General features: G+C 66.1%; 23 protein-coding genes. 17 read left to right on the top strand and 6 right to left on the bottom strand.

The window, feature by feature from the left end; genetic code table 11:
• Nucleotides 1–175: 175 nt before the first annotated feature.
• The 6 genes from acnA to ACKI2N_RS13450 all read right to left on the bottom strand — a co-directional run bounded on the left by acnA (nucleotide 176) and on the right by ACKI2N_RS13450 (nucleotide 8876).
• Nucleotides 176–2881, bottom strand: coding sequence for an aconitate hydratase AcnA (acnA, locus tag ACKI2N_RS13475; protein WP_420997051.1), 2706 nt, complete (start codon nucleotides 2879–2881; stop codon nucleotides 176–178).
• A gap of 310 nt (nucleotides 2882–3191) precedes the next feature.
• Entirely contained in the window at nucleotides 3192–4643 is a 1452-nt protein-coding gene (locus ACKI2N_RS13470; RefSeq protein WP_420997052.1) for a bifunctional 2-methylcitrate dehydratase/aconitate hydratase, read from the bottom strand.
• Between the two features lie 110 nt (nucleotides 4644–4753).
• Nucleotides 4754–5308, bottom strand: coding sequence for a hypothetical protein (locus ACKI2N_RS13465; RefSeq protein ID WP_420997053.1), 555 nt, complete (start codon nucleotides 5306–5308; stop codon nucleotides 4754–4756).
• Nucleotides 5309–5513: 205 nt separating this feature from the next.
• Nucleotides 5514–6680, bottom strand: coding sequence for a bifunctional 2-methylcitrate synthase/citrate synthase (gene prpC, locus ACKI2N_RS13460; protein WP_420997054.1), 1167 nt, complete (start codon nucleotides 6678–6680; stop codon nucleotides 5514–5516).
• 96 nt (nucleotides 6681–6776) lie between these two features.
• The gene (locus ACKI2N_RS13455; RefSeq protein ID WP_420997109.1) at nucleotides 6777–7757 is read right to left on the bottom strand and encodes an HpcH/HpaI aldolase/citrate lyase family protein; all 981 of its coding nucleotides are present in this window, start codon (nucleotides 7755–7757) and stop codon (nucleotides 6777–6779) included.
• 135 nt (nucleotides 7758–7892) lie between these two features.
• The gene (locus tag ACKI2N_RS13450) at nucleotides 7893–8876 is read right to left on the bottom strand and encodes a malate dehydrogenase (RefSeq protein ID WP_420997055.1); all 984 of its coding nucleotides are present in this window, start codon (nucleotides 8874–8876) and stop codon (nucleotides 7893–7895) included.
• 340 nt (nucleotides 8877–9216) lie between these two features.
• Between ACKI2N_RS13450 and ACKI2N_RS13445 the strand changes: the two genes are divergently transcribed.
• The 17 genes from ACKI2N_RS13445 (at nucleotide 9217) to asd (ending at nucleotide 26195) form a co-directional block, all read left to right on the top strand.
• Complete coding sequence (locus ACKI2N_RS13445) at nucleotides 9217–10038, top strand: GntR family transcriptional regulator (RefSeq protein WP_420997056.1); 822 nt, start codon at nucleotides 9217–9219, stop codon at nucleotides 10036–10038.
• A gap of 263 nt (nucleotides 10039–10301) precedes the next feature.
• Complete coding sequence (gene sdhC, locus ACKI2N_RS13440) at nucleotides 10302–10712, top strand: succinate dehydrogenase, cytochrome b556 subunit (protein WP_420997057.1); 411 nt, start codon at nucleotides 10302–10304, stop codon at nucleotides 10710–10712.
• Nucleotides 10713–10723: 11 nt separating this feature from the next.
• Nucleotides 10724–11089, top strand: coding sequence for a succinate dehydrogenase, hydrophobic membrane anchor protein (gene sdhD / locus ACKI2N_RS13435; protein WP_420997058.1), 366 nt, complete (start codon nucleotides 10724–10726; stop codon nucleotides 11087–11089).
• A 3-nt stretch (nucleotides 11090–11092) separates the two neighbouring features.
• Nucleotides 11093–12871, top strand: a complete 1779-nt coding sequence (gene sdhA, locus ACKI2N_RS13430; RefSeq protein WP_420997059.1) for a succinate dehydrogenase flavoprotein subunit — start codon at nucleotides 11093–11095, stop codon at nucleotides 12869–12871.
• Nucleotides 12872–12906: 35 nt separating this feature from the next.
• Nucleotides 12907–13608 (top strand): succinate dehydrogenase iron-sulfur subunit, encoded by a 702-nt coding sequence (locus tag ACKI2N_RS13425; RefSeq protein ID WP_020200774.1) that lies wholly within the window; start codon nucleotides 12907–12909, stop codon nucleotides 13606–13608.
• An 84-nt stretch (nucleotides 13609–13692) separates the two neighbouring features.
• Complete coding sequence (locus ACKI2N_RS13420; protein ID WP_420997060.1) at nucleotides 13693–13980, top strand: succinate dehydrogenase assembly factor 2; 288 nt, start codon at nucleotides 13693–13695, stop codon at nucleotides 13978–13980.
• A 41-nt stretch (nucleotides 13981–14021) separates the two neighbouring features.
• Nucleotides 14022–15323, top strand: coding sequence for a citrate synthase (gltA, locus tag ACKI2N_RS13415; protein WP_420997061.1), 1302 nt, complete (start codon nucleotides 14022–14024; stop codon nucleotides 15321–15323).
• 531 nt (nucleotides 15324–15854) lie between these two features.
• On the top strand, nucleotides 15855–16970 hold the full coding sequence (locus tag ACKI2N_RS13410; protein ID WP_420997062.1) for a branched-chain amino acid ABC transporter substrate-binding protein: 1116 nt from the start codon (nucleotides 15855–15857) through the stop codon (nucleotides 16968–16970).
• 141 nt (nucleotides 16971–17111) lie between these two features.
• Complete coding sequence (gene livH, locus ACKI2N_RS13405; RefSeq protein ID WP_420997063.1) at nucleotides 17112–18038, top strand: high-affinity branched-chain amino acid ABC transporter permease LivH; 927 nt, start codon at nucleotides 17112–17114, stop codon at nucleotides 18036–18038.
• 10 nt (nucleotides 18039–18048) lie between these two features.
• Nucleotides 18049–19293, top strand: coding sequence for a high-affinity branched-chain amino acid ABC transporter permease LivM (locus ACKI2N_RS13400; protein WP_420997064.1), 1245 nt, complete (start codon nucleotides 18049–18051; stop codon nucleotides 19291–19293).
• Nucleotides 19290–20078, top strand: coding sequence for a high-affinity branched-chain amino acid ABC transporter ATP-binding protein LivG (gene livG, locus ACKI2N_RS13395; protein ID WP_420997065.1), 789 nt, complete (start codon nucleotides 19290–19292; stop codon nucleotides 20076–20078). Before ACKI2N_RS13400 ends, livG begins: the two co-directional genes overlap by 4 nt.
• Nucleotides 20079–20780: an ABC transporter ATP-binding protein gene (locus ACKI2N_RS13390; protein WP_420997067.1), complete on the top strand. Its 702-nt coding sequence runs from the start codon at nucleotides 20079–20081 to the stop codon at nucleotides 20778–20780. It abuts the gene before it with no gap.
• A gap of 549 nt (nucleotides 20781–21329) precedes the next feature.
• Complete coding sequence (gene leuC / locus ACKI2N_RS13385) at nucleotides 21330–22739, top strand: 3-isopropylmalate dehydratase large subunit (protein WP_420997068.1); 1410 nt, start codon at nucleotides 21330–21332, stop codon at nucleotides 22737–22739.
• Nucleotides 22740–22793: 54 nt separating this feature from the next.
• Entirely contained in the window at nucleotides 22794–22922 is a 129-nt protein-coding gene (locus ACKI2N_RS13380; protein WP_420997069.1) for an entericidin A/B family lipoprotein, read from the top strand.
• A gap of 10 nt (nucleotides 22923–22932) precedes the next feature.
• Nucleotides 22933–23583 (top strand): 3-isopropylmalate dehydratase small subunit, encoded by a 651-nt coding sequence (gene leuD / locus ACKI2N_RS13375; protein WP_420997070.1) that lies wholly within the window; start codon nucleotides 22933–22935, stop codon nucleotides 23581–23583.
• A gap of 38 nt (nucleotides 23584–23621) precedes the next feature.
• A complete protein-coding gene (leuB, locus tag ACKI2N_RS13370; RefSeq protein WP_420997072.1) occupies nucleotides 23622–24689 on the top strand; it encodes a 3-isopropylmalate dehydrogenase in 1068 nt (355 codons plus the stop codon).
• A 369-nt stretch (nucleotides 24690–25058) separates the two neighbouring features.
• Nucleotides 25059–26195, top strand: a complete 1137-nt coding sequence (gene asd, locus ACKI2N_RS13365; protein ID WP_420997073.1) for an aspartate-semialdehyde dehydrogenase — start codon at nucleotides 25059–25061, stop codon at nucleotides 26193–26195.
• Nucleotides 26196–26242 lie beyond the last annotated feature (47 nt).

Below are 26242 nucleotides of genomic sequence, written 5' to 3'. Positions count from 1 at the left end.
AGGCTTGCGTGGAACTTACACAGGCCGGCGCCCGCGCCGGCTTCCGCGCCAGTGCCCGGCAGGCGGCGCGGGCGGCGCTTTTCCCATGGAAAAAGCCGCTGGCCGCGTCCTCCCGGGGAGGCGCGGCCAGCGGCTTCGGTGTCCTGCCGGCAACCCCCGCGCGGGGGCGGCCCGCTCAGGCGGCCAGCAGCTGGCGCAGCACGAACGGCAGGATGCCGCCGTGGTTGTAGTAGTCGACCTCGATCGGGGTGTCGATGCGCAGCAGCACCGGCACGCGCTGCACGTCGCCGTTGGCGCGCTTGATCACCAGCGTGACGTCCTGCTGCGGCTTCAGCTCGCCCTCGATGCCTTCGATGTCGAAGGTCTCGTTGCCGACGATGCCGAGCGTCTGCACGCTGTCGTTGCCCTTGAACTGCAGCGGCAGCACGCCCATGCCGACCAGGTTGGAGCGGTGGATGCGCTCGAAGCTGCGCGTGATCACGGCCTTCACGCCGAGCAGCTGGGTGCCCTTGGCCGCCCAGTCGCGCGACGAGCCGGTGCCGTACTCCTCGCCGCCGAACACCACGGTGGGCGTGCCTTCGGCGATGTACTTCATGGCGGCGTCGTAGATCGACATTTCCTCGCCGGAGGGCTGGTGCAGCGTGACGCCGCCCTCCACGCGCGAGCCGTCGGGCTTGACCGGCAGCATCAGGTTCTTGATGCGCACGTTGGCGAAGGTGCCGCGCATCATGACTTCATGGTTGCCGCGGCGCGAGCCGTAGCTGTTGAAGTCGGCCTTGAGCACGCCGTTGGCCTGCAGGTACTTGCCCGCGGGCGAGGATTCCTTGATCGAGCCGGCCGGCGAGATGTGGTCGGTGGTCACCGAGTCGCCGAACACGCCGAGCGCGCGCGCGTTGCGCACGCTCGACTGGGTGGCGGCCGGTTCCATGCCGAAGTCCTGGAAGAAGGGCGGCTCGGCGATGTAGGTGGACTTGGGCCAGTCGTAGACCTGGCCCTTGGTGCCCTTGACCTTGGCCCACAGCTTGCTCGGCTTCTTGACCTGTTCGTAGTTGGTGCGGAACACGTCGGCGTTCATGGCGAACTTGAGCAGGGCGTGGATTTCCTCCGAGCTCGGCCAGATGTCGCCCAGGTAGATCTCGCGGCCGCCCTTGCCGGTGCCCACCGGCTCGGTCATCAGGTCGCGCGTGACGTTGCCGGCGATGGCGTAGGCCACCACCAGCGGCGGCGAGGCCAGGAAGTTGGCGCGGATGTTCGGGTGGATGCGCGCCTCGAAGTTGCGGTTGCCGGACAGCACGGCGGCGGCCACGAGGTCGTTCTTGGTGATGGCCTCGTTCAGTTCCGGCGTCAGGTCGCCGGCGTTGCCGATGCAGGTGGTGCAGCCGTAGGCGGTCACGCCGAAGCCGAGCTTTTCCAGGTAGGGCAGCAGGCCGGTGGCCTGCAGGTATTCCGTCACCACGCGGCTGCCGGGGGCGAGCGAGGTCTTGATGTGCGGCGCCACCGTCAGGCCGGCTTCCACCGCCTTCTTGGCCAGCAGGCCGGCGGCCAGCAGCACGCTCGGGTTGGAGGTGTTGGTGCAGGAGGTGATGGCGGCGATCAGCACGTCGCCGCTCTTCACGTTCACGCCGTTGGTGGTGGTGTAGGTCTTGTCCAGCTCGGCGATGTCCTTGTTGAAGCCGTTCTCGGCGGTCGGCTTGGCGAACAGCGAGGCGAAGGTGGTCTTGACGTTGCCGATCTCGATGCGGTCCTGCGGGCGCTTCGGGCCGGCCAGCGAGGGGGCCACGGTGCCGAGGTCGAGCGTGACCACGCTGGTGTAGTCGATCTCGCCGGCCTTGGGCACGCCGAACAGGTTCTGGGCGCGGAAATAGCCTTCGAAGGCGGCGATTTCCTCTTCCGTGCGGCCGGTGCCCTTGAAGTAGTCGATGGTCTTCTCGTCGACCGGGAAGAAGCCCATGGTGGCGCCGTATTCCGGCGCCATGTTGCCGATGGTGGCGCGGTCCGGCAGCGCCAGGCTCGCGGTGCCTTCGCCGAAGAACTCGACGAACTTGCCGACCACTTTTTCGCGGCGCAGCATTTCGGTGATGGTGAGCACCAGGTCGGTGGCCGTGACGCCTTCGCGCAGGCGGCCCTTCAGCTCCACGCCCACCACGTCCGGCGTCAGGAAGTAGACCGGCTGGCCCAGCATGCCGGCTTCCGCCTCGATGCCGCCCACGCCCCAGCCCACCACGCCGATGCCGTTGATCATGGTGGTGTGGCTGTCGGTGCCGACCAGGGTGTCGGGGTAGTACACGCCGTCCTTCTTGTGCACGCCGCGCGCCAGGTATTCCAGGTTGACCTGGTGCACGATGCCGAAGCCCGGCTGCACCACGCCGAAGGTGTCGAACGCCTGCATGCCCCACTTCATGAACTGGTAGCGCTCGTTGTTGCGCTGGAATTCCAGCTGCATGTTGAGGTCGAGCGCTTTCTTTTCGCGGAAGTGGTCGATCTGCACCGAGTGGTCGACCACCAGGTCCACCGGGACCAGCGGCTCGATCTTCTTGGGGTTCTTGCCCATCTTCTCGGCCACGTTGCGCATGGCGGCCAGATCGGCCAGCAGCGGCACGCCGGTGAAGTCCTGCAGCACCACGCGCGCCACCACGAAGGGGATCTCGTCCACGCGCTCGGCCACCGGCTTCCAGTTGGCGAGCTGCCTGACGTGTTCCTCGGTGACCTTCTTGCCGTCGCAGTTGCGCAGCACCGATTCGAGCACGAGGCGGATCGATACCGGCAGGCGCTCGACGGCCACGCCCAGCGCCTTGCCCAGTTGCGGCAGGGAATAGTACTGGCCCTTGAGACCCGGGCTGATCTTGAATTCTTTCAGAGTTTTATTGAGATTGTGGGGCATTGCCTTACTCCATTCGAAAGATGGTGCGGACTGGCTTGGACTCGTGAATCTGTCATTCGTGCTGCGGCCGCCGGCGGCGCCGGAGCCAGCCTGCCGCGCGGCGCGGGCGCCGGTGGGGCGCCGTGTTCATGCTTGCTGATGCTTCATGCCTTGCTGCTTTTTTTGCTTCTGGTTTCCCGATCCTGCTGCTGACCCCGGTGGTGATTCTATTGCCGACGACCGCATGCTGTCTTGCGCGGACGAGGCCTTGCCAATGCTTGCACCGCGTCGATTGTAGGGCAAGCCGGCGGCCGGCGCGCGCGCGCCTTGCTCAGATGACGTACAGATCCACATACTCGTGGACCGGCATCGCCTCCAGGCGCGCCTGGTCCAGCGACACCGCCAGGATGGCCTGCTGCTGCCGGTCCGGGAAGCGGCGCGCCAGGTTGGTCCTGAATTTCTCCACCAGCAGCGGGATGCCGTCCTCGCGCCGGCGCCGGTGGCCGATCGGGTATTCCACCACCACCTCGGGCAGCACCGTGCCGTCGTCCAGCTCGACGGTCAGCGCATTGGCGATCGAGCGTTTGTCCGGGTCATGGTAGTCGGCGGTGAAGGCGGGGTCTTCCACGCAGGCGATGCGGGCGCGCAGCGCGTCGATGCGCGGGTCGGCGGCGATCCTGTCCTCGTAGTCGCCGGCCGTCAGGCGGCCGAACAGCAGCGGCACCGCGACCATGTACTGGATGCAGTGGTCGCGGTCGGCCGGATTGGCCAGCGGGCCGGTCTTGTCGATGATGCGGATGCAGGCTTCGTGGGTGCGGATGGTGACCCGGCGGATGTCGGCGGCCGTTTTGCCGGCGGCGGCGAGCTGTCCGTGCAGGGTCATTGCCGCCTCCGCCGCGGTCTGCGCGTGGAACTCCGCCGGGAAGGAGATCTTGAACAGCACGTTCTCCATCACGTAGGTGCCGTAGGGGCGCTGGAAGCGGAACGGCTGGCCCTTGAACAGCACGTCGTAGAAGCCCCAGCCCCTGGCCGTGAGCACCGAGGGGTAGCCCATCTCGCCGGTGCGGGCGATCAGGGCCAGGCGCACGGCGCGGCTGGTGGCGTCGCCGGCGGCCCAGCTCTTGCGGCTGCCGGTGTTGGGGGCGTGGCGGTAGGTGCGCAGCGACTGGCCGTCGACCCACGCCAGCGAGACCGCGTTGATGATCTCCTCGCGGGCCAGGCCCAGCATGTGCGCCACCACGGCGGTGGTGGCCACCTTGACCAGCACCACATGGTCCAGGCCGACCTTGTTGAACGAGTTTTCCAGCGCGATGCAGCCCTGGATCTCGTGGGCCTTGATCATGGCCGCGAGTACCTGCTTCATGGCCAGCGGCTTGCGGCCGGCGGCCACGTGGTTGCGCGAGAGCCAGTCGGCGGTGGCGAGGATGCCGCCGAGGTTGTCCGACGGGTGGCCCCATTCGGCGGCCAGCCAGGTGTCGTTGAAGTCGAGCCAGCGGATCATGGCGCCGATGTTGAAGGCGGCCTGGACCGGGTCGAGCTGGAATTGGGTGCCCGGCACCTTGGCGCCGTGGGGAACCACCGTGCCCGGCACGATGGGGCCCAGCAGCTTGGTGCAGGCGGGGTAGGACAAGGCTTCCAGGCCGCAGCCGAGGGTGTCGATCAGGCAGTTGCGGGCCGTGTCGTAGGCCAGCGCGCTCTTGATCTGGTAGCCAGCGACGTAGTCGACGATATCGGCCAGCACCTGGTCAGGTTCCGGCCGGACATTCGCAATATGTGCAGACATGGGTCCCCTCGGGAATTTGTGCTGCCTGGTGCCTTTTTTATGCCTTTCTGGTGCTGCCGGTCCTTGTGATGCCTGTGATGCCCGTGACGCCCGTGACGCCGCGTCGCGCCTTACTGCTTCTGCGCGGCGGGAGCCTGGCCGGCATCGGCGGTGGCGGGCGCCGGCGGCGCGGACGGCGCCACCAGCAGCGGCGTGGCGACAGGTGCGCGCAGCGCGCCTGCCTGGGTCGGGGCGGAGCCGCCGGCCAGCATGTCGGCGGTCTGGCATTCGTCGGCCAGGCGCTGGCCGGCCGTCTTGTTGAACAGCATGGCCTTGCTCGGGATGACGACCAGGTCCATGCCCGAGCGGGCGTCGAAGTAGCGGTCGGCGCCGGTCACGGTGGACTGGCGGGGCAGGCGGTATTCCTTGCCTTCCCAGTTCACGACGATGACTTCGTCGCGCAGCATGTTGCCGCTGATATAGATGGCGTGGCCCAGTTCGCACTGCCACTTTTCACCGGTCGGCTCGGGCGGGACTTCCTTGGCGGCGACCGTCTTCTTGGTGTTCTTCTTGGCCGGGGCCTTCTTGGCGGGAGCGGCCTTCTTGGCCGGTTCCTGGGCCATCGCAACACCGGCGGAGGTCAGCGAAAAGGCGCCGATGCAGGCGGCGAGGACGAGATGCTTCATTCTGTGGGTTCCTTCTGGAGTTGAGTCAAAGGCAGGTGACGGGGCAAAGGCCGGTCATCACATTCCGCCGCTATTCTCTACGATTTGAAAGTCGGGGCGTAGTACCCCATCCATTGGTTACACAATTCGGCCGCCGGAGCCGCCCCACGCGGCTTGCCGTGCACTGCGGGCGGGCGGCATGCCGCTTGCGGGGCCGGCCAGTGGCCTATTTGCGCCTGCCGATCGGCACGAACTTCAGGTTCTCCGGCCCGGTGTAGTTGGCGCTGGGGCGGATGATCTTGTTGTCGATGCGCTGCTCGATGATGTGCGCGGCCCAGCCCGAGGTGCGCGCGATCACGAACAGCGGCGTGAACATGGCCGTGGGCACGCCCATCATGTGGTAGCTCACCGCGCTGAACCAGTCCAGGTTGGGGAACATCTTCTTGGCGTCCCACATGACCGTCTCCAGCCGCTCGGCGATGTCGAACATCTTCATCGCGCCGGCGTCCTTCGACAGGCGCCTGGCCACTTCCTTGATGACCTGGTTGCGCGGGTCGCCGGTGGTGTACACCGGGTGGCCGAAGCCGATCACCACTTCCTTGTTCTCCACGCGGCGCTTGATGTCGGCCTCGGCCTCGGCCGGGCTGTCGTAGCGCTTCTGGATCTCGAAGGCCACCTCGTTGGCGCCGCCGTGCTTGGGGCCGCGCAGCGCGCCGATGGCCCCGGCGATCGACGAATACATGTCCGAGCCGGTGCCGGCGATCACGCGCGCGGTGAAGGTCGAGGCGTTGAACTCGTGCTCGGCGTACAGGTTCAGCGAGGTCTGCATGGCGCGTTCCCACAGCGCCGACGGCTTCTGGCCGTGCAGCAGGTGCAGGAAGTGCGCGCCGATGGAGTCGTCGTCGGTCTCGACCTCGATGCGCCGGCCGTTGTGGCTGTAGTGGTACCAGTACAGCAGCATGGAGCCGAGGCTGGCCATGAGGCGGTCGGCGATGTCGCGCGCGCCCGGGGTGTTGTGGTCTTCCTTCTCGGGCAGCACGGTGCCGAGCACGGACACGCCGGTGCGCATGACGTCCATCGGATGGGCGCTGGCGGGCACCCATTCGAGGGCGGCCTTGACGTTGGCGGGCAGGCCGCGCAAGGCCTTGAGCTTGGCCTTGTAGGCGGCGAGTTCGGCGCGGGTGGGGAGCTTGCCGTGCACCAGCAGGTGGGCGATTTCCTCGAATTCGCAGGTCTCGGCGATGTCGAGGATGTCGTAGCCGCGGTAGTGCAGGTCGTTGCCGGTGCGGCCGACCGTGCACAGCGCGGTGTTGCCGGCGGCCACGCCCGACAGGGCGACGGATTTCTTCGGCTTCGGGGTTTGCTGCGGGGCGGGCTGCTGCTGCTCTGGCATCGCGTCTCCTGTCTGTTCGCGGACCGGGCGGGTATCCCGGCGGGGTATGCGGCGGGTATCTCTTATGCGTGCCGGCGCCTGGCTACGGCGCCGTGGTCATGCGAAGAAGCGGTCCAGCACCGTGCCCGGCAGCCGCGCGCCGGTGGCGTGGGCGCGCTGCAGCAGCGACCAGTAATAGCGGTAGCTGGCGCGGTCATGAAGCTGGCCCTGGTGCCGGATCGGTGCCCAGTTGTTTTCGTAGGCGGCCAGCAGGATCTCGCTGGCCGCGCCGATCTCCGCGCCGCTCGGGCGGAAAGCCGCCACGATCGGCTCGATCTGGCTCGGGTGGATGCTCCACTTGCGCAGGTAGCCGAATTCGGTGCGCGCGCGCAGGGCGTCTTCGCCGGCGCGTTCGGGCTGCGCGATGTCGGTGCTGACGTTGTGCGAGGGCACCTTGCCGTAGCGGTGGCAGGCGGCGGAGATCTCCAGCATGGCGCGCCGGATCAGCGGCTGCTCGAACTGCTGCGGCGAGCGCATGGCCTCGCCGGGGATGGCGCCGTGGTGGGCCGAGACGAAATCCATCAGGCCGAAGCTCAGGCATTCGACCTGCACCAGGCGGGCGATGTCGAAGACCTGTTCGAGCGCTGCGTGTGTCTCGATCAGCACATGGATCGGTATATGGCGGGCAATGCCGGCGGCGCGCGCCACTTGGTTGACATGGTCGGTCACGCGGGCGACCTCGACCACGTCGGCCACCTTGGGGATGACCACGTAGGCCAGGCGGGCGCCGGCGCTGCCGACCAGGGCATCGACGTCCGCGCGCCAGCTCGGGTGGGCCGGGTCGTGGATGCGCACGCCGACGCGGTTGAAGCGGTTCTGCGGGCCGTTGACGAGGCGCGCGCACAATTCGGCGTGCTCGCGCTCGAGGCCGACGGCGGCACCGTCCTCGCAATCGAGGGTGATATCGAAGACCGGCCCAAGCTCTTGCTGCAGGGCAAGCGATTTGAGCATCAGCTTTTCGTTGCCGGCGTAGTGGTCGCAGACCGGCAGTTGGGCCGCCATGGCTTCGCCCTGGAACAAGACCTCGGAAGGATGCACGTTATCGGTGGTGGTCGGGGTGGCGGGGCCAGGCCGCGCGCGCATGAAAAAAACCGGAGCCCGCGCCGATCCGTGAATCGTTGCGGGGCTCCGGCCTGGTCATCGGCGCTTGCCTGGGACTGGATCTACAGCGGATCAGCCGAGCAGGTGCTGCACGCCGGCCTTTTCTTCTTCCAGTTCCTTCAGGGTGATGTTGATCTTTTCCTGGCTGTAGGCGTCGATCTCCAGACCCTTGACGATTTCGTACTTGCCGTTGGCGGTGGTCACCGGGTAGCCGAACATGGTGTCGGCCGGGATGCCGTACTCGCCGTTCGACGGGATGCCCATCGTGACGATCTTGCCGTTGCTGCCCAGGACCCAGTCGTGCACGTGGTCGATGGCGGCGTTGGCGGCCGAGGCAGCCGACGACAGGCCGCGCGCTTCGATGATGGCGGCGCCGCGCTTGCCGACGGTCGGCAGGAACACGTCGTTGTTCCAGGCGTGGTCGTTGATCAGGTCCTTGACGCTCTGGCCGTCGACGGTCGCGTAGCGGTAGTCGGCGTACATGGTCGGGCTGTGGTTGCCCCACACGAACATCTTCTCGATCGACGCCACCGGCTTGCCGGTCTTGGCGGCGATCTGCGACAGGGCACGGTTGTGATCCAGGCGCAGCATGGCGGTGAAGTTCTCGCGCGGCAGGTTCGGCGCGGACTTCATGGCGATGTAGGCGTTGGTGTTGGCCGGGTTGCCGACCACCAGCACCTTGACGTCGCGGCTGGCGACTTCGTCCAGTGCCTTGCCCTGCACCGTGAAGATCTGGGCGTTGGCTTCGAGCAGGTCCTTGCGTTCCATGCCCTTGCTGCGCGGACGGGCGCCGACCAGCAGGGCCACGTCGGCATCCTTGAAGGCGACCTTGGGGTCGTCGGTGATGACGACGCCGGCCAGCAGCGGGAACGCGCAGTCTTCCAGTTCCATCACGACGCCCTTGACGGCGGCCTGTGCTTGCGGGAGGTCGAGCAGTTGGAGGATGACCGGCTGGTCCTTGCCCAGCATGTCGCCGTTAGCGATACGGAACAGCAGGGAATAGCCGATCTGGCCAGCGGCGCCGGTCACTGCGACGCGCATTGGGGCTTTAGCCATGAGTAGATCTCCAAACGAAAAGAGGGGGAAACTGGACGGTGTCGCGCCGGACGGGGGTCCGGACGTCACCGGGTGCGGGTTCGTCGCCACGGCGGCAGGCGGCAATCCGCCGGCGCGCTGGGAGCGATGCCGACGGGAAGGAGCCACAACGGGTCATGGGGTGCGACAAAGCGTAAGTCTACTGCGAAGAGGGGTGCCGTATCCAGAGCGGTGCCGGCGTCGAAACCAGCGGGAGTGTAGGCGGCCATATCTGCAATGTCAATTCATATGTCTTATATAAGACATAAGACATTTGATGCCGGGCTGGACGCCCTTTGCCGTTTTGTGGTGAAATTCGCCTATGTCATCCCTGCCCACGCCCCTCGTCGGTACTGCCGTTGCTGCAGCGCAGGATAATGGCGCCGCCACGTCCGGTGCCGCAGCGCCGCCGCCCGCCGCGGCGGCTTCGCCCACGTTCAGCCCCCTTTACCAGCAGATCAAGGCCCTCATTACGCAGAGCCTGCAGTCCGGCGAATGGAAGCCGGGCGAGATGATCCCCAGCGAGATGGACCTGGCGGCCCGCTACAAGGTCAGCCAGGGCACCGTGCGCAAGGCCATCGACGAACTCGCCGCCGAAAACCTGGTGGCGCGCCGCCAGGGCAAGGGCACCTTCGTCACGACCCATCACGAGGATGGCGTCAAGTTCCGTTTCCTGCGGCTGGTGCCCGACGAGGGCGAGCCGCATTATGGCGCAAGCCAGGTGCTCGAGTGCAAGCGCCTGCGCGCCCCGGCCGAGATCGCCCGCCTGCTCGACATCCGCACCGGCGACAGCGTGGTGCAGATCCGCCGCGTGCTGTTCTTCTCCGGCGAGCCCACCGTGCTGGACGAGATCTGGCTGCTGGGCACCAATTTCAAAGGCCTGACCGCGGAGAAGCTGACCGAATGGAAGGGCCCGATGTACGCGTTGTTCGAGGCCGAGTTCGGAACCCGCATGATCCGGGCCTCGGAAAAGATCCGCGCGGTGGCCGCCGATGCCGCCACCGCCGCCTTGCTGTCCGTGGAGGCCGGCACGCCGCTGCTGTCCGTCGAGCGTGTCTCGTTTACCTACGGCGACCGCCCCGTCGAGGTCCGGCGCGGCTTGTATGTCACCACCCGGCACTATTATCAGAACGATTTGAGCTGAGCTGCCGAATGGTAATTCCGGATGATTATTGCTGCCGTAGCGATGATGGCTGCCCGCCGTTGCGCCGGAGCACGGAAATATTACGCCGTGGCGTAGCCGCGTGCGATTGTCGGGCACGCCATGTTGGTGCGCGATAGCTGAAAATTATTGGTGCGCCGCGCAACAAAGGCGCTAAAATTATGTGGATTTGCTCCAGCTGCATTCATTTGCATGCAGGGCATCGAGTAGTTTCGTTTTTTGTTTACCGCAAAATGGGGTCTCGCATGGCTGAAGCCGTCAAACAAGCCAGGCCGGAGTTCCGGAACATCCATGTCACGCAGCTAGCGCGTTACAGGTTGCCCTGGGCCGGCAAGGTGTCCATCCTGCATCGCGCAAGCGGTGCCCTGATGTTCCTCCTCCTTCCTTTCGTGCTCTATCTGTTCGAGCAGAGCGTCACCTCGGAACTGAGCTTCGCAAAGTTCTCGGCGCTCCTGTCCGGCGGCTTCGTCAAGCTGGTTCTGCTGGTCCTGATCTGGGGTTATCTGCACCATTTCTGCGCCGGCATCCGTTTCCTGCTGCTCGACGTGCACGTCGGCGTGACCAAGCCCGCCTCGGCCAAGTCCGCAGTCGCCGTGCTGGTCATCAGCCTGTTGCTCACCGCGATTTTCGGCCTGAAGCTGTTCGGCCTGTTTTGAGGAGAGTCAAGGTGGCAAATAATAATATCGGTCCCAAGCGTCTTGTCGTCGGTGCGCACTACGGTCTGAAAGACTGGCTCGCGCAGCGCGTCACCGCTGTCATCATGGTGGTCTTCACCGTCGTGCTGGCAGTTTCCTTCCTGCTCTCGAACGGCGCTTCCTACGAAGCGTGGGCAGGTCTCTTCGCCAATCAATGGATGAAGATCATCACGTTCCTCACCGTCCTGTCGCTGCTGTTCCACGCCTGGATCGGCGTACGCGATATCTGGATGGACTATGTGAAGCCGATGGCCGTGCGCCTCGTGCTGCAAGTTCTTACGATTCTGTGGCTCGTCGGTTGCGCGGGCTACGCTGCTCAGATTCTCTGGAGGGTGTAATAAATGGTCGCAGTCAAGACAGGATTGCCGCGTCGTCGCTTTGACGTGGTCATCGTCGGGGCGGGCGGCGCCGGGATGCGCGCATCCCTCCAGCTCGCGGAAGCCGGCCTGAACGTGGCCGTGCTCTCCAAGGTGTTCCCCACGCGCTCGCACACGGTGGCGGCGCAGGGCGGCATCGGTGCCTCGCTCGGCAACATGAGCGAGGACAACTGGCACTATCACTTCTACGACACCATCAAGGGTTCCGATTGGCTGGGCGACCAGGACGCGATCGAATTCATGTGCCGTGAAGCGCCCAAGGTGGTCTACGAGCTCGAACACTTCGGCATGCCGTTCGACCGCAACCCCGACGGCACCATCTACCAGCGCCCGTTCGGCGGCCATACCTCGAACTATGGCGAGAAGCCGGTCCAGCGCGCCTGCGCCGCGGCCGACCGGACCGGCCACGCGCTGCTGCACACGCTGTACCAGCGCAACGTGCGGGCCAAGACCCACTTCTTCGTCGAATGGATGGCGCTGGACCTGATCCGCGACCAGGACGGCGACGTGCTGGGCGTGACCGCGCTGGAAATGGAAACCGGCGAAGTCTATATCCTCGAAGCCAAGACCACGCTGTTCGCCACCGGCGGCGCGGGCCGCATCTACGCCGCTTCCACCAACGCCTTCATCAACACCGGTGACGGCCTGGGCATGGCGGCGCGCGCCGGCGTGCCGCTGGAAGACATGGAGTTCTGGCAGTTCCACCCGACCGGCGTGGCCGGCGCGGGCGTGCTGATCACCGAAGGCGTGCGCGGCGAAGGCGGCATCCTGCGCAACAAGGACGGCGAGCGCTTCATGGAGCGCTACGCGCCGACGCTGAAGGACCTGGCGCCGCGCGACTTCGTCTCGCGCTCGATGGACCAGGAAATCAAGGAAGGGCGCGGCTGCGGCCCGAACGGCGACTACGTGCTGCTGGACCTCACCCACGTCGGTGCGGACACCATCATGAAGCGCCTGCCGTCGATCCGCGAAATCGGCCTGAAGTTCGCCAACGTCGACGCGATCAAGGAACCGATTCCCGTGGTCCCGACCATCCATTACCAGATGGGCGGCATCCCGACGAACTTCAACGGCCAGGTGGTGGCGCCCAAGAACGGCAACCCCAACGAGGTCATCAACGGTTTCTACGCGATCGGCGAATGCTCGTGCGTGTCGGTGCACGGCGCCAACCGCCTGGGCACCAACTCGCTGCTGGACCTGGTGGTGTTCGGCCGCGCGGCCGGCAACCACATCGCCGCCACCGCGATCAAGCAGAAAGAGCACAAGCCGCTGCCGGCCGACGCCGCCGACCGCGCCCTGTCGCGCCTGGCCAAGCTGGAGTCGTCGTCGTCGGGCGAGTACACCCAGGACGTGGCCAACGACATCCGCCGCAACATGCAGTCGCATGCGGGCGTGTTCCGCACGCAGAAGCTGATGGACGAAGGTGTCGAGCGCATCCTGGAAGTGACCGAGCGCGCCGCCAACATCCACCTCAAGGACAAGTCCAAGGTCTTCAACACCGCGCTGGTGGAAGCCCTGGAAGTGGCCAACCTGGTGGAAGTGGCCAAGGCGACCATGATCTCGGCCGCTGCCCGCAAAGAGTCGCGCGGCGCGCACGCCCACAGCGATTTCCCCAATCGCGACGACCAGAACTGGCTCAAGCACACGCTGTTCTACAGCGAAGGCAATCGCCTCGACTACAAGCCGGTGAAGATGGAACCGCTGACGGTGGAAAGCGTTCCGCCCAAGGCCCGGACCTTCTAAGCACCGCGTCGAAGAGCTAAACAGGACCCACAGAAATGAAGCGTATTTTCGAAGTCTACCGCTACGATCCGGACAAGGATGCGGCCCCCCGCATGCAGACCTACGAGGTCGAGCTGGACGGTCACGAGCGCATGCTGCTGGACGCGCTGGTCAAGCTGAAGAAGCTCGACGAGTCGATCTCGTTCCGCCGTTCCTGCCGCGAAGGCGTGTGCGGTTCGGACGCAATGAACATCAACGGCAAGAACGGCCTGGCGTGCCTGACGAACATGCGCGAGCTGCCCGACCGCATCGTGCTGCGCCCGCTTCCCGGCCTGCCGGTGGTGCGCGACCTGATCGTCGACATGACGCAGTTCTTCAAGCAGTATGATTCGATCAAGCCGTACCTCATCAACGACGAGCCGCCGCCCGAGAAAGAGCGCCTGCAGTCGCCCGAGGAACGCGACGAGCTCGATGGCCTGTACGAGTGCATCCTGTGCGCGAGCTGCTCGACGTCGTGCCCGTCGTTCTGGTGGAACCCGGACAAGTTCGTCGGCCCGGCCGGCCTGTTGCAGGCCTACCGCTTCATCGCGGACAGCCGCGACCAGGCCACCGGCCAGCGTCTGGACGACCTGAACGACCCGTACCGCCTGTTCCGCTGCCACAGCATCATGAACTGCGTCGACGTCTGCCCGAAGGGGCTGAACCCGACCAAGGCCATCGGCAAGATCAAGGAGCTGATGGTTCGCCGCTCGGTCTGACCGCACGGTGGTTGTAAGCGGCGCGTCAGCCCGGGCCAGCAATATGCAGGGCCCGGCCGGCGCGCCGGAAGTAGGTAGGGACCTATGACCGAAAGTATTTCCCCCAGTTTCTCCCACCAGGCCGATCCGCACCGGCGTGCGCGACTGCGCTGGCGCGCGCGGCGCGGCCTCCTGGAGAACGACATCATCGTCGAACGTTTTTTCAACCGTTACGAACAAAGCCTGTCCGATGAGGACGTGGCGTCGCTCTCCCAGCTGTTCGAGCTGAGCGACAACGAGTTGATGGACCTGCTGCTTGCCCGCAAGGAGCTGGACGGTGAGCTCGACACGCCCCCGATGCGGCACGTGATCTCCCTGCTGCGTTCGGTCTGAGTATCGTCAACATCATTAGTCAAGCATTTGAAGGAACCGACATGACACCGTCCGATGTGAAAGCCACGCTATCGTTTTCCGATGGTTCCCCCAGCGTCGAGCTGCCGATTTACACCGGTACCGTAGGTCCGGACGTGATCGATATTCGCAAGCTGTACGGTCAAACCGGTAAGTTCACTTACGACCCCGGTTTCATGTCGACGGCTTCGTGCAATTCGAAGATCACCTATATCGACGGCGACAAGGGCGAGCTGCTGTACCGCGGCTACCCGATCGAGCAACTGGCCACCAAGTGCGATCACCTGGAAACCTGCTACCTGCTGCTCAAGGGCGAGCTGCCCAACGCCAAGCAGAAGGAAGAATTCGTCGGCGCCGTGATGAACCACACCATGGTCCACGAGCAGATGCAGTTCTTCCTGCGCGGCTTCCGCCGCGATGCCCACCCGATGGCCGTGCTGACCGGCCTGGTGGGCGCCATGAGCGCGTTCTACCACGACGCCATGGACATCGACGATCCGCACCAGCGCGAAATCTCCGCGATCCGCCTGATCGCCAAGATGCCGACCCTGGTCGCGATGGCCTACAAGTACAACATCGGCCAGCCGTACATCTATCCGCAGAACGACCTGTCGTACTCGGGCAACTTCATGCAGATGATGTTCGGCACGCCGTGCGCGCCGTACAAGGTGAACCCGGTGCTCGAACGCGCGCTGGACCGCATCTTCATCCTGCACGCCGACCACGAACAGAATGCCTCGACCTCGACCGTGCGCCTGGCCGGCTCGTCGGGCACCAACCCGTTCGCGGCCATCGCCGCCGGCGTGGCCTGCCTGTGGGGTCCGGCCCACGGCGGCGCCAACGAGGCAGCGCTGAAGATGCTCGAGGAAATCGGCAGCGTCGACAACATCACCGAGTTCATCAAGCAGGTCAAGGACAAGAACTCGGGCGTGCGCCTGATGGGCTTTGGCCACCGCGTGTACAAGAACTACGACCCGCGCGCCAAGCTGATGCGCGAAACCTGCCACGAAGTGCTGAACGAACTGGGCCTGCACAACGACCCGCTGTTCAAGCTGGCGATGGAGCTGGAAAAGATCGCGCTGGAAGACGAATACTTCGTCAGCCGCAAGCTGTACCCGAACGTCGACTTCTACTCGGGCATCGTGCAGCGCGCGCTGGGCATCCCGACCTCGCTGTTTACCTGCATCTTCGCGCTGGCCCGCACCCCGGGCTGGATCTCGCAGTGGGAAGAGATGATCACCGATCCGGAATACAAGATCGGCCGTCCGCGCCAGCTGTTCAACGGCGCGGCCAGCCGCGACGTGCCGGAAATCGGCAAGCGCTGATTTTCCCCGGCGGGCGGCCCGCGCGGCCGCCTGTAGCAGTGCAGCAATACCAGACGCCCCGGCTTGCCGGGGCGTTTGTCATTCAAGGCCGGCACCGTTTGTGCGTTGCGGGAGAATCGATGCCATAAAGGTGGCGAAACCGGCAATTCACGGCGATTTGTGCCGTGGTTGAACGGATAAGATCCTCATTAGTTGTGCAGATTTGGCGCCGGACGGGGAATTTGACCCTATAATGCGGGCTGCTTTGCCGACAGCAGCCGGGCCACCCTTCCGGACTGCGCCGCGGCGAGCGGGGCAGGCGAATCACCTGCGCAATAGAGAACGCATCAACGTTGTCTTTCCGAACCAAGGTCCTTCGCCACGGGCGCAGGGCTGACACATGCCGGGCCCCGCACACGTTTTCATTGTCATCGTCGGCCCGTCTTCCGCGTCTCGGGCGTCTTTCTCGGTAGTAGCTCGCGGGTGTTGTTCGATTGCGCAGGTCATGCCGCCGTAAGCCCGGATGACCACTACATAATCGAGGAGCTCCTGATGACGCTGTCCCGTCTTACGTCCATCTCCCTGGCCACCGCACTGGTGGCCTTCGGCGCCGCCGCCCACGCGGAAACCGTCAAGATCGCCATCGCCGGCCCCATGAGCGGCTCGGTTGCCCAGTACGGCGACATGGTGAAGGCCGGCGCGCTGACCGCCATCGAACAGATCAACGCTGCAGGCGGCGCCGGCGGCAACAAGTTCGAGGTGGTGCTGATGGACGATGCCTGCGAACCGAAGCAGGCCGTCGCCGTCGCCAACAAGATCGTCAGCCAGAAGATCAGGTACGTGATCGGCCACGTGTGCTCGGGCTCGACCATCCCGGCCTCCGACATCTACGAGAACGAAGGCATCGTGATGGTGACGCCGTCGGCCACGGCGCCGCAGCTGACCGAGAACAAGAAGCGCAAGTTCATCTTCCGCACCATCGGCCGCGACGACCAGCAAGGCCCGGCCGCCGCCCAGTACATCATCGCCAAGGTCAAGCCCAGGAAGGTCGCCGTGCTGCACGACAAGCAGTCCTACGGCCAGGGCATCGCCTCGTCGGTGAAGAAAGACCTGGAAGCCGCCAAGATCCCGGTGGCGGTGTTCGAAGGCATCAACGCCGGCGACTCCGACTACTCCGCCGTGATCACCAAGCTCAAGTCGCAGGGCGTGGACTTCGTCTACTTCGGCGGCTACCACCCCGAGATGGGCCTGCTGCTGCGCCAGGCGCGCGAGCAGGGCGTCAAGGCCACCTTCATGGGTCCCGAAGGCGTAGGCAACAAGGACGTGACGGCCATCGCCGGCCCGTCGTCCGAAGGCATGCTGGTCACGCTGCCGGCCGACTTCTCGGCCGACCCGGCCAACGCGGCGCTGGTCAAGGCCTTCGCCGACAAGAAGCGCGACGCCAACGGCCCGTTCCAGATGCCGTCGTACGCCGCCGTGCAGATCATCGGCGACGCCATCGCCGGCGCCAAGAGCACCGATCCGGCCAAGGTTGCCGCGTACATGCACAAGAACGCCTTCCAGACCCCGATCGGCAAGGTCGAGTACGACGCCCAGGGCGACCTCAAGTCGTTCAAGTTCGTCGTCTTCACCTGGCACAAGGACGCCACCAAGACCGCAGCCAACTAAGCCGCACACCGGCTTCGCGCGCCCCGCCCGGCATGCCGGCGGGGCGCTTTGGCATCGGGCTGCCGGCCCGGCCGGCCCGCGCGCCGCGGCATGACCGCGGCGCGGCGGGGCTTCCGGTTTCAAAGTTATGGGGCTTCCCGCATGAACGAGTTCCTTCCACAGTTCACCCAGCAGCTGGTCAACGGCCTCACGCTGGGTGCGATCTATGCGCTGATCGCCATCGGCTACACCATGGTCTACGGCATCATCGGCATGATCAACTTCGCCCACGGCGAGATCTACATGATCGGCGCCTACGTGGGCCTGGTGACGCTCACCGCGATCGGCGCGCAGGCGGGCTATCCGCTGCCGCTGGTGCTGGGCGCCGCCTTGCTGGTATCGGTGCTGGTCACCGGCATGTACGGCTTCGCCGTCGAGCGCGTGGCCTACCGGCCGCTGCGCGGCGGGCCGCGGCTGGTGCCGCTGATCTCCGCCATCGGCATGTCCATCTTCCTGCAGAACTACGTGCAGATCGGGCAGGGCGCGCGCGATGTCTCGGTGCCCGTGCTGATCTCCGGCGCCATCGAATTCCAGATGGGCGGCGACTTCACCGTGACCGTGCCGTACTCGCGCCTGCTGATCGTCGGCGTGACGCTGGTGCTGATGGTGGCGCTGACGCTGTTCATCGGCCACTCGCGCATGGGCCGCGCGTGCCGTGCCTGCGCCGAGGACATGCGCATGGCCAACCTGCTCGGCATCGACACCAACCGCGTGATCTCGTTTACCTTCGTGCTCGGCGCGATGCTGGCGGCGGTGGGCGGCGTGCTGATCGGGCTGAGCATCGGCAAGCTCAATCCTTTCATCGGCTTCGTGGCGGGCATCAAGGCCTTCACCGCGGCGGTGCTGGGCGGCATCGGCAGCATTCCCGGCGCCATGCTGGGCGGCGTGCTGCTGGGCCTGGCCGAGACCTTCGCCTCGGGCTACATGCCGGCCGAGTACAAGGACGTGGTGGCCTTCGGCCTGCTGGTGCTGATCCTGCTGTTCCGCCCGACCGGCCTGCTCGGCAAGCCGGACGTGGAAAAAGTCTGAGGAGCGCGCGATGAGAAACGACGCATCCATGGGGCAATCCCTCAAGAACGCCATCACCGCGGCGGTCATGACCGCCATCCTCACCGTGCCGGTGCTCGGGCTGCAGCTCAAGCTCGAAGGCTACAAGGTGGTGCTCGAGCCGCACTGGCAGCCGGTCTGGCTGGCGGTCGGCGCGGTGTTCCTGTTCCAGCTGTTCAAGCCGCTGTTCCAGCGCGCCAGCGCCGGCGTCAGGCTGCCGGCCCTGCCGGCGCTTGGCGCGGACCGCCAGCGCAAGGTGATCTGGCTGCTGCTGGCCGTCGGGCTGGTGTGGCCGTTCTTCGGCTCGCGCGGCGCGGTGGACGTGGCCACGCTGGCGCTGATCTACGTGATCCTCGGCCTGGGCCTGAACATCGTGGTGGGCTACGCCGGGCTGCTCGACCTGGGCTACGTGGGCTTCTACGCGGTGGGCGGCTACACCTACGCGCTGCTCAACCAGTACTTCGGCCTGACCTTCTGGGAATGCCTGCCGATCGCCGCCGGCATGTCGGCGACCTTCGGCTTCCTGCTGGGCTTCCCGGTGCTGCGGCTGCGCGGCGACTACCTGGCCATCGTCACGCTGGGCTTCGGCGAGATCATCCGCCTGCTGCTCAACAACCTGACCAGCCTCACCGGCGGCCCGGACGGCGTCTCGGGCATTCCCAAGCCGACCGTGTTCGGCATCGAGATGGCGCGTAGCGCGAGCGTGGAGGGCGCCAGGACCTTCCACGAGCTGCTGGGCTGGGAATACAGCGGCGAGCACATGGTGATCTTCCTGTACCTGCTGGCGCTGCTGCTGGTGGCCTTCACGCTGTTCGTCACCAGCCGGCTGATCCGCATGCCGATGGGGCGCGCGTGGGAAGCGCTGCGCGAGGACGAGATCGCGTGCCGCTCGCTGGGCCTGAACCCGACCCGCATCAAGCTGTCGGCGTTCACGCTGGGCGCGGCCTTCGCCGGCCTCGGCGGCGCGTTCTTCGCGGCGCGCCAGGGCCTGGTCAATCCCGAATCGTTCACCTTCATCGAGTCCGCGCTGATCCTGGCGGTGGTGGTGCTGGGCGGCATGGGCTCGCAGCTGGGCGTGATCCTGGCCGCGATCCTGCTGACCGTGCTGCCGGAAGTGGCGCGCGGCTTTGCCGAGTACCGCATGCTGATCTTCGGCCTGGTGATGGTGCTGATGATGATGTGGCGTCCGCAGGGCCTGCTGCCCGCGAGCCGCCCCCATGTGGAGTTGCCGCAATGAGCCTGGCACACCAAGTACAAGACGCGGAACTGCTGAAGGTTTCCGGCCTGCAGATGCGCTTCGGCGGCCTGCTGGCGGTGGACGGCATCGATTTCGACGTGCGCCGCGACGAGGTCTTCGCCATCATCGGCCCGAACGGCGCCGGCAAGACCACGGTGTTCAACTGCGTGGGCGGCTTCTACAAGCCCACCGCCGGCGAGGTCACGCTGGACGGGCACTCGATCGCCCGCCTGCCCAGCCACCAGGTGGCGCGCCGCGGCCTGGTGCGCACCTTCCAGAACATCCGGCTGTTCAAGCAGCTCACGGTGGTCGAGAACCTGCTGGTGGCGCAGCACCTGCAGGTGCGCTCCGGCCTCCTGCACGGCCTGTTCGCCACGCCGGCCTACCGCCGCGCCGAACGCGCGGCGCTGGAGCGCGCCGGGGTGTGGCTCGAGCGCATGGGCCTGCGCAACGTGGCCAACCGCGAGGCGGGCACGCTGTCGTACGGCCATCAGCGCCGGCTGGAGATCGCGCGCTGCATGATCACCAACCCGCGCCTGCTGATGCTCGACGAGCCGGCCGCCGGCCTCAACCCGCAGGAAAAGGCCGAACTGTCGCAGCTGATCGACCAGCTGCGCCGCGAGTTCGGCATCTCGGTGCTGCTGATCGAGCACGACATGAGCCTGGTGATGGGCGTGTCCGACCGCATCCTGGTGATGGAGCACGGCCGCCCGATCGTGACGGCGAAGCCGGACGAGGTGCGCAACGACCCGCGCGTGATCAAGGCCTACCTGGGAGAGGACTAAATGCTGAAGCTGGAACAGGTCCATACCCACTACGGCGCCGTCGAGGCGCTGTGCGGCGTATCGATCGAAGTGAACAAGGGCGAGATCGTCACGCTGATCGGCAGCAACGGCGCCGGCAAGACCACCCTGATGATGACCGTGTGCGGCTCGCCGCGCGCCTCCAGCGGGCGCGTGCTGTTCGAGGGGCAGGACATCACGCGCCTGCCCACCCACGAGATCATGCGCCTGGGCATGGCGATCTCGCCGGAAGGGCGGCGCGTGTTTCCCAGCCTGACCGTGCTCGAAAACCTCAAGATGGGCGGCTTCTTCGGCAAGCGCGACGAGGTCGAGGCGGGCATCGAGCACGTCTACACGCTGTTCCCGCGCCTGAAGCAGCGTTCGGGCCAGCGCGCCGGCACCATGTCCGGCGGCGAGCAGCAGATGCTGGCCATCGGCCGCGCGCTGATGAGCCGCCCGCGCCTGCTGCTGCTCGACGAGCCCACGCTCGGCCTGGCGCCGCTGGTGATCGCGCAGATCTTCGACATCATCCGCGCCATCCGCGACGAAGGCGTCACGGTGTTCCTGGTCGAGCAGAACGCCAACAAGGCGCTCGGCGTGGCCGACCGCGGCTATGTGCTGGAAACGGGGCGCGTGGTGCTGGCGGACAGCGGTGCCAACCTGCTGGCGAACGACCGCATCCGGAGCGCCTACCTGGGCGGCTGAACGGCACAATCCCCCACGCGCGCCAGCCGAAGCCCGGGAATGGGCCCACGCCGCGAGAGCTGGCCCAGGCAAGGTGTTCTCCCTCTCCCCTCACGGGGAGAGGGGCGGTTTGGCCAGGAGCCACATCAAGCGGGGCCAACGGTGTTGTCCGGCTTGGTGGCCACCGACACAGCCGCCGGTTGTTTCCGGCACGGCAGCATTCGCAAGCTCCCGCCCTCTCCCCCGGCCCCTCCCGCAGGCGGGAGAGGGGAGCAAGCCGGCCCCGGCAGCCGAAACACCGCGCGCGCGCCGCGGCGCTTTCCCCATTTCCCATCTCCCTTTTCGCCATCGGCGAAATCCCCCTTTCGCCAATCACATTACATCGGCAGGCCCGATCCGCCCGGGCGGGGTCCGGCCGCGCGCTATCGCTGTGGCATAATCGATTGTGATGTCAAGCATCGCTGCAAGCTGTATTTCCTGCACGATTTGCCGCACAAAACCTCCCCGCAAACTACCGCGCGACGCCGCCAACCGTGCTGTACCGAACGGTCCCGGCCCGCCCCCTGCATCATGGCCAAGACGCTTTACGACAAACTCTGGGATGACCACACCGTGCACGTCGAGGACGACGGCACGACGATGCTGTACATCGACCGCCACCTGCTGCACGAAGTCACCAGCCCGCAGGCGTTCGAAGGCCTGAAGCTCGCGCAGCGTCCGGTCTGGCGCATCAGCGCCAACCTGGCCGTGTCGGACCACAACGTGCCGACCACCGACCGCAGCGAAGGCATCGCCGATCCGGTCTCGAAGCTGCAGGTGGACACGCTGGACGCCAACTGCGACGCCTACGGCATCACCCAGTTCAAGATGAACGACCTGCGCCAGGGCATCGTGCACGTGATCGGGCCGGAGCAGGGCGCCACGCTGCCGGGCATGACGGTGGTGTGCGGCGACTCGCATACCAGCACGCACGGCGCGTTCGGCGCGCTGGCGCACGGCATCGGCACCTCCGAGGTGGAGCACGTGCTGGCCACGCAGACGCTGCTGGGCAAGAAGGCCAAGAACATGCTGGTGCGCGTGGAAGGCAAGCTGCCGCGCGGCTGCACCGCCAAGGACATCGTGCTGGCCGTCATCGGCCGGATCGGCACCGCCGGCGGCACCGGCTACACCATCGAGTTCGCCGGCTCGGCCATCCGCGACCTGACCATGGAAGGGCGCATGACGGTGTGCAACATGGCCATCGAAGCGGGCGCCCGCGCCGGCCTGGTGGCGGTGGACGACGTCACGCTCGACTACGTCAAGGGCCGTCCGTTCTCGCCGCAGGGCGTGGAGTGGGAGCATGCCGTGGCGTACTGGCGCACGCTGCATTCCGATGCCGGCGCGCATTTCGACCAGGTGGTCGAGCTGCGCGCGGAAGACGTGCGCCCGCAGGTGACCTGGGGCACCTCGCCCGAGATGGTGGTCAGCATCGAAGACCGCGTGCCGGATCCCGAGAAGGAAAAGGACCCGAACAAGCGCAACGCCATGGAGCGCGCGCTCGAGTACATGGGACTGCAGCCCAACGTGCCGGTAAGCAGCATCAAGATCGACAAGGTCTTCATCGGTTCCTGCACCAACAGCCGCATCGAGGACATGCGCGCCGCCGCGTGGGTGGTGCAGAAGCTGGGCCGCCGCGTGGCCGGCAACGTCAAGCTGGCGATGGTGGTGCCGGGCTCCGGGCTGGTCAAGGAACAGGCCGAGCGCGAAGGGCTGGACAAGGTCTTCAAGGCCGCCGGCTTCGAATGGCGCGAGCCGGGCTGCTCGATGTGCCTGGCCATGAATGCCGACCGCCTCGATCCGGGCGAGCGCTGCGCTTCCACCTCGAACCGCAACTTCGAGGGCCGGCAGGGCGCGGGCGGGCGCACCCACCTGGTGAGCCCGGCGATGGCCGCCGCGGCCGCCATCGAGGGCCATTTCGTCGATATCCGCCAGCTCGGCTGAAGCGTTGCCCGATATACGCAGATACGCAGATACACCGATACACGCCGTTTCATCATGAAATACGCCCTGATCGCCCTCGCATGCCTCGGCATGCTGCAACTTGCCGGCTGCAACACCATGGCCGGCATCGGCAAGGACACCCAGGCAGCGGGCCGCTCGCTCGAAAGCGCGGCCCGCAAGTAAGGAACAGACCATGGACAAGTTCACTGTACACAGCGGGCTCACGGTGCCCCTGGACCGCGAGAACGTCGACACCGACGCCATCATCCCCAAGCAATTCCTCAAGTCGATCAAGCGCACCGGCTTCGGCCCCAACCTGTTCGACGAGTGGCGCTACAAGGACGTGGGCCAGCCCGGCCAGGACAACAGCCGCCGCCCCCTCAACCCGGACTTCGTGCTGAACCAGCCGCGCTACCAGGGCGGCTCGATCCTGCTGGCGCGCCGCAACTTCGGCTGCGGCAGTTCGCGCGAGCACGCGCCGTGGGCGCTCACGCAATACGGCTTCCGCGCCGTGATCGCGCCGAGCTTCGCCGACATCTTCTTCAACAACTGCTACAAGAACGGCCTGCTGCCGGTGGTGCTGACCGAGCTGCAGGTCGACCACCTGTTCAACGAGACCAACGCGTTCAACGGCTACAAGCTGACCATCGACCTCGACAAGCAGGTGGTGCTCACGCCGGGCGGCGACGCCTATGCGTTCGACATCGCGCCGTTCCGCAAGTACTGCATGCTCAACGGCTTCGACGACATCGGCCTGACCCTGCGCCATGCCGACAAGATCAAGGCATACGAGGCCGAGCGCGTGACCCGGATGCCGTGGCTGAACAACCGCGTGGTCGGCTGAGCCGGCCAGGACAATACTAGGTACTAGGAAGACACAGCATGAAAATCGCAGTCCTGCCGGGTGACGGCATCGGTCCCGAGATCGTGGCGGAAGCCGTCAAGGTCCTCAACGCGCTCGACGAAAAGTTCGAGCTGGAAACCGCGCCCGTGGGCGGCGCCGGCTACGAGGCCAGCGGCCATCCGCTGCCCGACGCCACGCTCAAGCTGGCCAAGGAAGCCGACGCCATCCTGTTCGGCGCCGTGGGCGACTGGAAATACGACAAGCTGGAGCGCCCGCTGCGCCCCGAGCAGGCGATTCTCGGCCTGCGCAAGCACCTGCAGCTGTTCGCCAACTTCCGTCCGGCGATCTGCTATCCCGAGCTGACCGGCGCGTCGAGCCTGAAGCCCGAGCTGGTGGCCGGCCTGGATATCCTGATCGTGCGCGAACTCAACGGCGACATCTACTTCGGCCAGCCGCGCGGCATGCGCGAGGCGCCGGACGGCCCCTTCCAGGGCGCGCGCGAAGGCTTCGACACCATGCGCTACAGCGAGCCGGAAATCCGCCGCATCGCCCACGTGGCGTTCCAGGCCGCGGCCAAGCGCGGCAAGAAGCTGTGCAGCGTGGACAAGGCCAACGTGCTCGAGACCTTCCAGTTCTGGAAGGACGTCGTGATCGACGTGCACAAGGAATACCCGGAAGTCGAGCTGTCGCACATGTACGTGGACAACGCGGCCATGCAACTGGTCAAGGCGCCCAAGAGCTTCGACGTGATCGTCACCGGCAATATGTTCGGCGACATCCTGTCGGACGAGGCCGCCATGCTGACCGGCTCGATCGGCATGCTGCCGTCGGCCTCGCTGGACGCCAGCAACAAGGGCCTGTACGAACCGTCGCACGGCTCGGCGCCGGACATCGCCGGCAAGGGCGTGGCCAATCCGCTGGCCACCATCCTGTCGGCGGCGATGATGCTGCGCTACTCGCTGGGCCGCGCCGAGCAGGCCGACCGCATCGAGAATGCCGTCAAGAAAGTGCTGGCGCAGGGCTACCGCACCGGCGACATCCTGACCCCGGGCTGCAAGCAGGTCGGCACGCGCGAGATGGGCGAGGCGGTGCTGGCGGCGCTGTAAGCGCCACCGCGCGGCTGCCGGCCGGCAAGTCGAAAAGGCGTCCCACGGGGCGCCTTTTCTTCTGTTTCCTGCCGTTTTTCTTTAATTTGTCCCCGATTTCGCGCGTGCGGCGCTGCCACAAAATCGTGTAGACTTTGCGGATGGTCCGAATCTTCCAGTCCCCCTCGACTGCCAGCCTCCTCCTGACTGCCACCAGCAGCCCGGCCGGCCTGGGTTCGCACGGCCACCCGCTTACCGCAACGACGATTAAAACCATTACCACCAAAGCGATCGGCTAGATCGTTCGTCGTGCCTGCTCGTCTTCCCCGCGCAGTCACGCCGGGCGAGGAAAGCGCGGGGAAGAAGTTCAAATCACATCCGAGGTAAGTCATGATTGTAGGTCTCGTCGGTTGGCGAGGAATGGTCGGCAGCGTCCTGATGCAACGCATGCAGGAAGAAGGCGATTTCGACCATATCGAGCCCGTATTCTTCAGCACGTCCAACGCCGGCGGCCAGGCCCCGGCCATGGCCCGGAACGAAACCACGCTGAAAGACGCCAACGATATCGAAGCGCTGCGCAAGTGCGATGTCGTTCTCACGGCGCAGGGCGGCGACTACACCACCGAGATATTCCCGAAGCTGCGCGCGGCGGGCTGGAAGGGCTACTGGATCGACGCGGCGTCTTCGCTGCGCATGAAGGACGATGCGATCATCGTGCTCGACCCGGTCAACCTCGGCGTGATCAAGGATGCGCTGTCCAAGGGCGTGAAGAATTTCATCGGCGGCAACTGCACGGTCAGCTGCATGATGATGGGCCTGGGCGGCCTGTTCCAGCACGACCTGATCGAATGGATGACCTCCATGACGTACCAGGCCGCGTCGGGCGGCGGCGCGCAGCACATGCGCGAACTGCTGACCCAGTTCGGCACGCTCAACGCCTCGGTCAAGCCGCTGCTGGATGACCCGGCTTCGGCGATCCTCGAGATCGACCGCACCATCCTGGCGACCCAGCATGGCCTGTCGGCCGGTGAAACCAGGCAATTCGGCGTGCCGCTGGCCGGCAACCTGATTCCCTGGATCGACAAGGACCTGGGCAACGGCGTGTCGCGCGAAGAGTGGAAGGGCGGCGCCGAGACCAACAAGATCCTGGGCCGCGGCGAAGGCTTCGTGGGCGCCACCGGCGCCGCGCCGATCGCCGTGGATGGCCTGTGCGTGCGTATCGGCGCGATGCGCTGCCACTCGCAGGCGCTGACCATCAAGCTGCGCCGCGACGTGCCGCTCGACGAGATCGAAGGCATGCTGGCCGCCAACAACCAGTGGGCCAAGGTGGTGCCGAACACGCGCGAGGCGAGCATGACCGACCTCACGCCGGCCGCCGTCACCGGCACGCTGACCATCCCGGTCGGCCGCCTGCGCAAGATGCAGATGGGCGGCGAGTACCTCTCGGCCTTCACCGTGGGCGACCAGTTGCTGTGGGGCGCGGCCGAGCCGCTGCGCCGCATGCTGCGCATCCTGATCGAAGCCTGACCGGTGGCGGGCCGCCCGGCGGCCCGCGCAGCCATGTCTTGAAACAA

The sequence above is a fragment of the Cupriavidus sp. 30B13 genome, assembly GCF_049059565.2.
Lineage (GTDB): Bacteria > Pseudomonadota > Gammaproteobacteria > Burkholderiales > Burkholderiaceae > Cupriavidus.
This window is presented reverse-complemented; position numbering and strand designations above follow the sequence as displayed.

What these genes read in the sequence shown, in the direction of transcription:
- asd (WP_420997073.1), top strand. Translation starts at nt 25,059, where the DNA reads ATGATTGTAGGTCTCGTCGGTTGGCGAGGAATGGTCGGCAGCGTCCTG.
- ACKI2N_RS13450 (WP_420997055.1), bottom strand. Translation starts at nt 8,876, where the DNA reads ATGGCTAAAGCCCCAATGCGCGTCGCAGTGACCGGCGCCGCTGGCCAG.
- prpC (WP_420997054.1), bottom strand. Translation starts at nt 6,680, where the DNA reads ATGCCAGAGCAGCAGCAGCCCGCCCCGCAGCAAACCCCGAAGCCGAAG.
- livH (WP_420997063.1), top strand. Translation starts at nt 17,112, where the DNA reads ATGAACGAGTTCCTTCCACAGTTCACCCAGCAGCTGGTCAACGGCCTC.
- gltA (WP_420997061.1), top strand. Translation starts at nt 14,022, where the DNA reads ATGACACCGTCCGATGTGAAAGCCACGCTATCGTTTTCCGATGGTTCC.
- leuD (WP_420997070.1), top strand. Translation starts at nt 22,933, where the DNA reads ATGGACAAGTTCACTGTACACAGCGGGCTCACGGTGCCCCTGGACCGC.
- ACKI2N_RS13400 (WP_420997064.1), top strand. Translation starts at nt 18,049, where the DNA reads ATGAGAAACGACGCATCCATGGGGCAATCCCTCAAGAACGCCATCACC.
- ACKI2N_RS13445 (WP_420997056.1), top strand. Translation starts at nt 9,217, where the DNA reads ATGTCATCCCTGCCCACGCCCCTCGTCGGTACTGCCGTTGCTGCAGCG.
- leuC (WP_420997068.1), top strand. Translation starts at nt 21,330, where the DNA reads ATGGCCAAGACGCTTTACGACAAACTCTGGGATGACCACACCGTGCAC.
- livG (WP_420997065.1), top strand. Translation starts at nt 19,290, where the DNA reads ATGAGCCTGGCACACCAAGTACAAGACGCGGAACTGCTGAAGGTTTCC.
- acnA (WP_420997051.1), bottom strand. Translation starts at nt 2,881, where the DNA reads ATGCCCCACAATCTCAATAAAACTCTGAAAGAATTCAAGATCAGCCCG.
- ACKI2N_RS13425 (WP_020200774.1), top strand. Translation starts at nt 12,907, where the DNA reads ATGAAGCGTATTTTCGAAGTCTACCGCTACGATCCGGACAAGGATGCG.
- ACKI2N_RS13390 (WP_420997067.1), top strand. Translation starts at nt 20,079, where the DNA reads ATGCTGAAGCTGGAACAGGTCCATACCCACTACGGCGCCGTCGAGGCG.
- sdhC (WP_420997057.1), top strand. Translation starts at nt 10,302, where the DNA reads ATGGCTGAAGCCGTCAAACAAGCCAGGCCGGAGTTCCGGAACATCCAT.
- ACKI2N_RS13470 (WP_420997052.1), bottom strand. Translation starts at nt 4,643, where the DNA reads ATGTCTGCACATATTGCGAATGTCCGGCCGGAACCTGACCAGGTGCTG.
- ACKI2N_RS13465 (WP_420997053.1), bottom strand. Translation starts at nt 5,308, where the DNA reads ATGAAGCATCTCGTCCTCGCCGCCTGCATCGGCGCCTTTTCGCTGACC.
- ACKI2N_RS13380 (WP_420997069.1), top strand. Translation starts at nt 22,794, where the DNA reads ATGAAATACGCCCTGATCGCCCTCGCATGCCTCGGCATGCTGCAACTT.
- leuB (WP_420997072.1), top strand. Translation starts at nt 23,622, where the DNA reads ATGAAAATCGCAGTCCTGCCGGGTGACGGCATCGGTCCCGAGATCGTG.
- sdhA (WP_420997059.1), top strand. Translation starts at nt 11,093, where the DNA reads ATGGTCGCAGTCAAGACAGGATTGCCGCGTCGTCGCTTTGACGTGGTC.
- ACKI2N_RS13410 (WP_420997062.1), top strand. Translation starts at nt 15,855, where the DNA reads ATGACGCTGTCCCGTCTTACGTCCATCTCCCTGGCCACCGCACTGGTG.
- ACKI2N_RS13420 (WP_420997060.1), top strand. Translation starts at nt 13,693, where the DNA reads ATGACCGAAAGTATTTCCCCCAGTTTCTCCCACCAGGCCGATCCGCAC.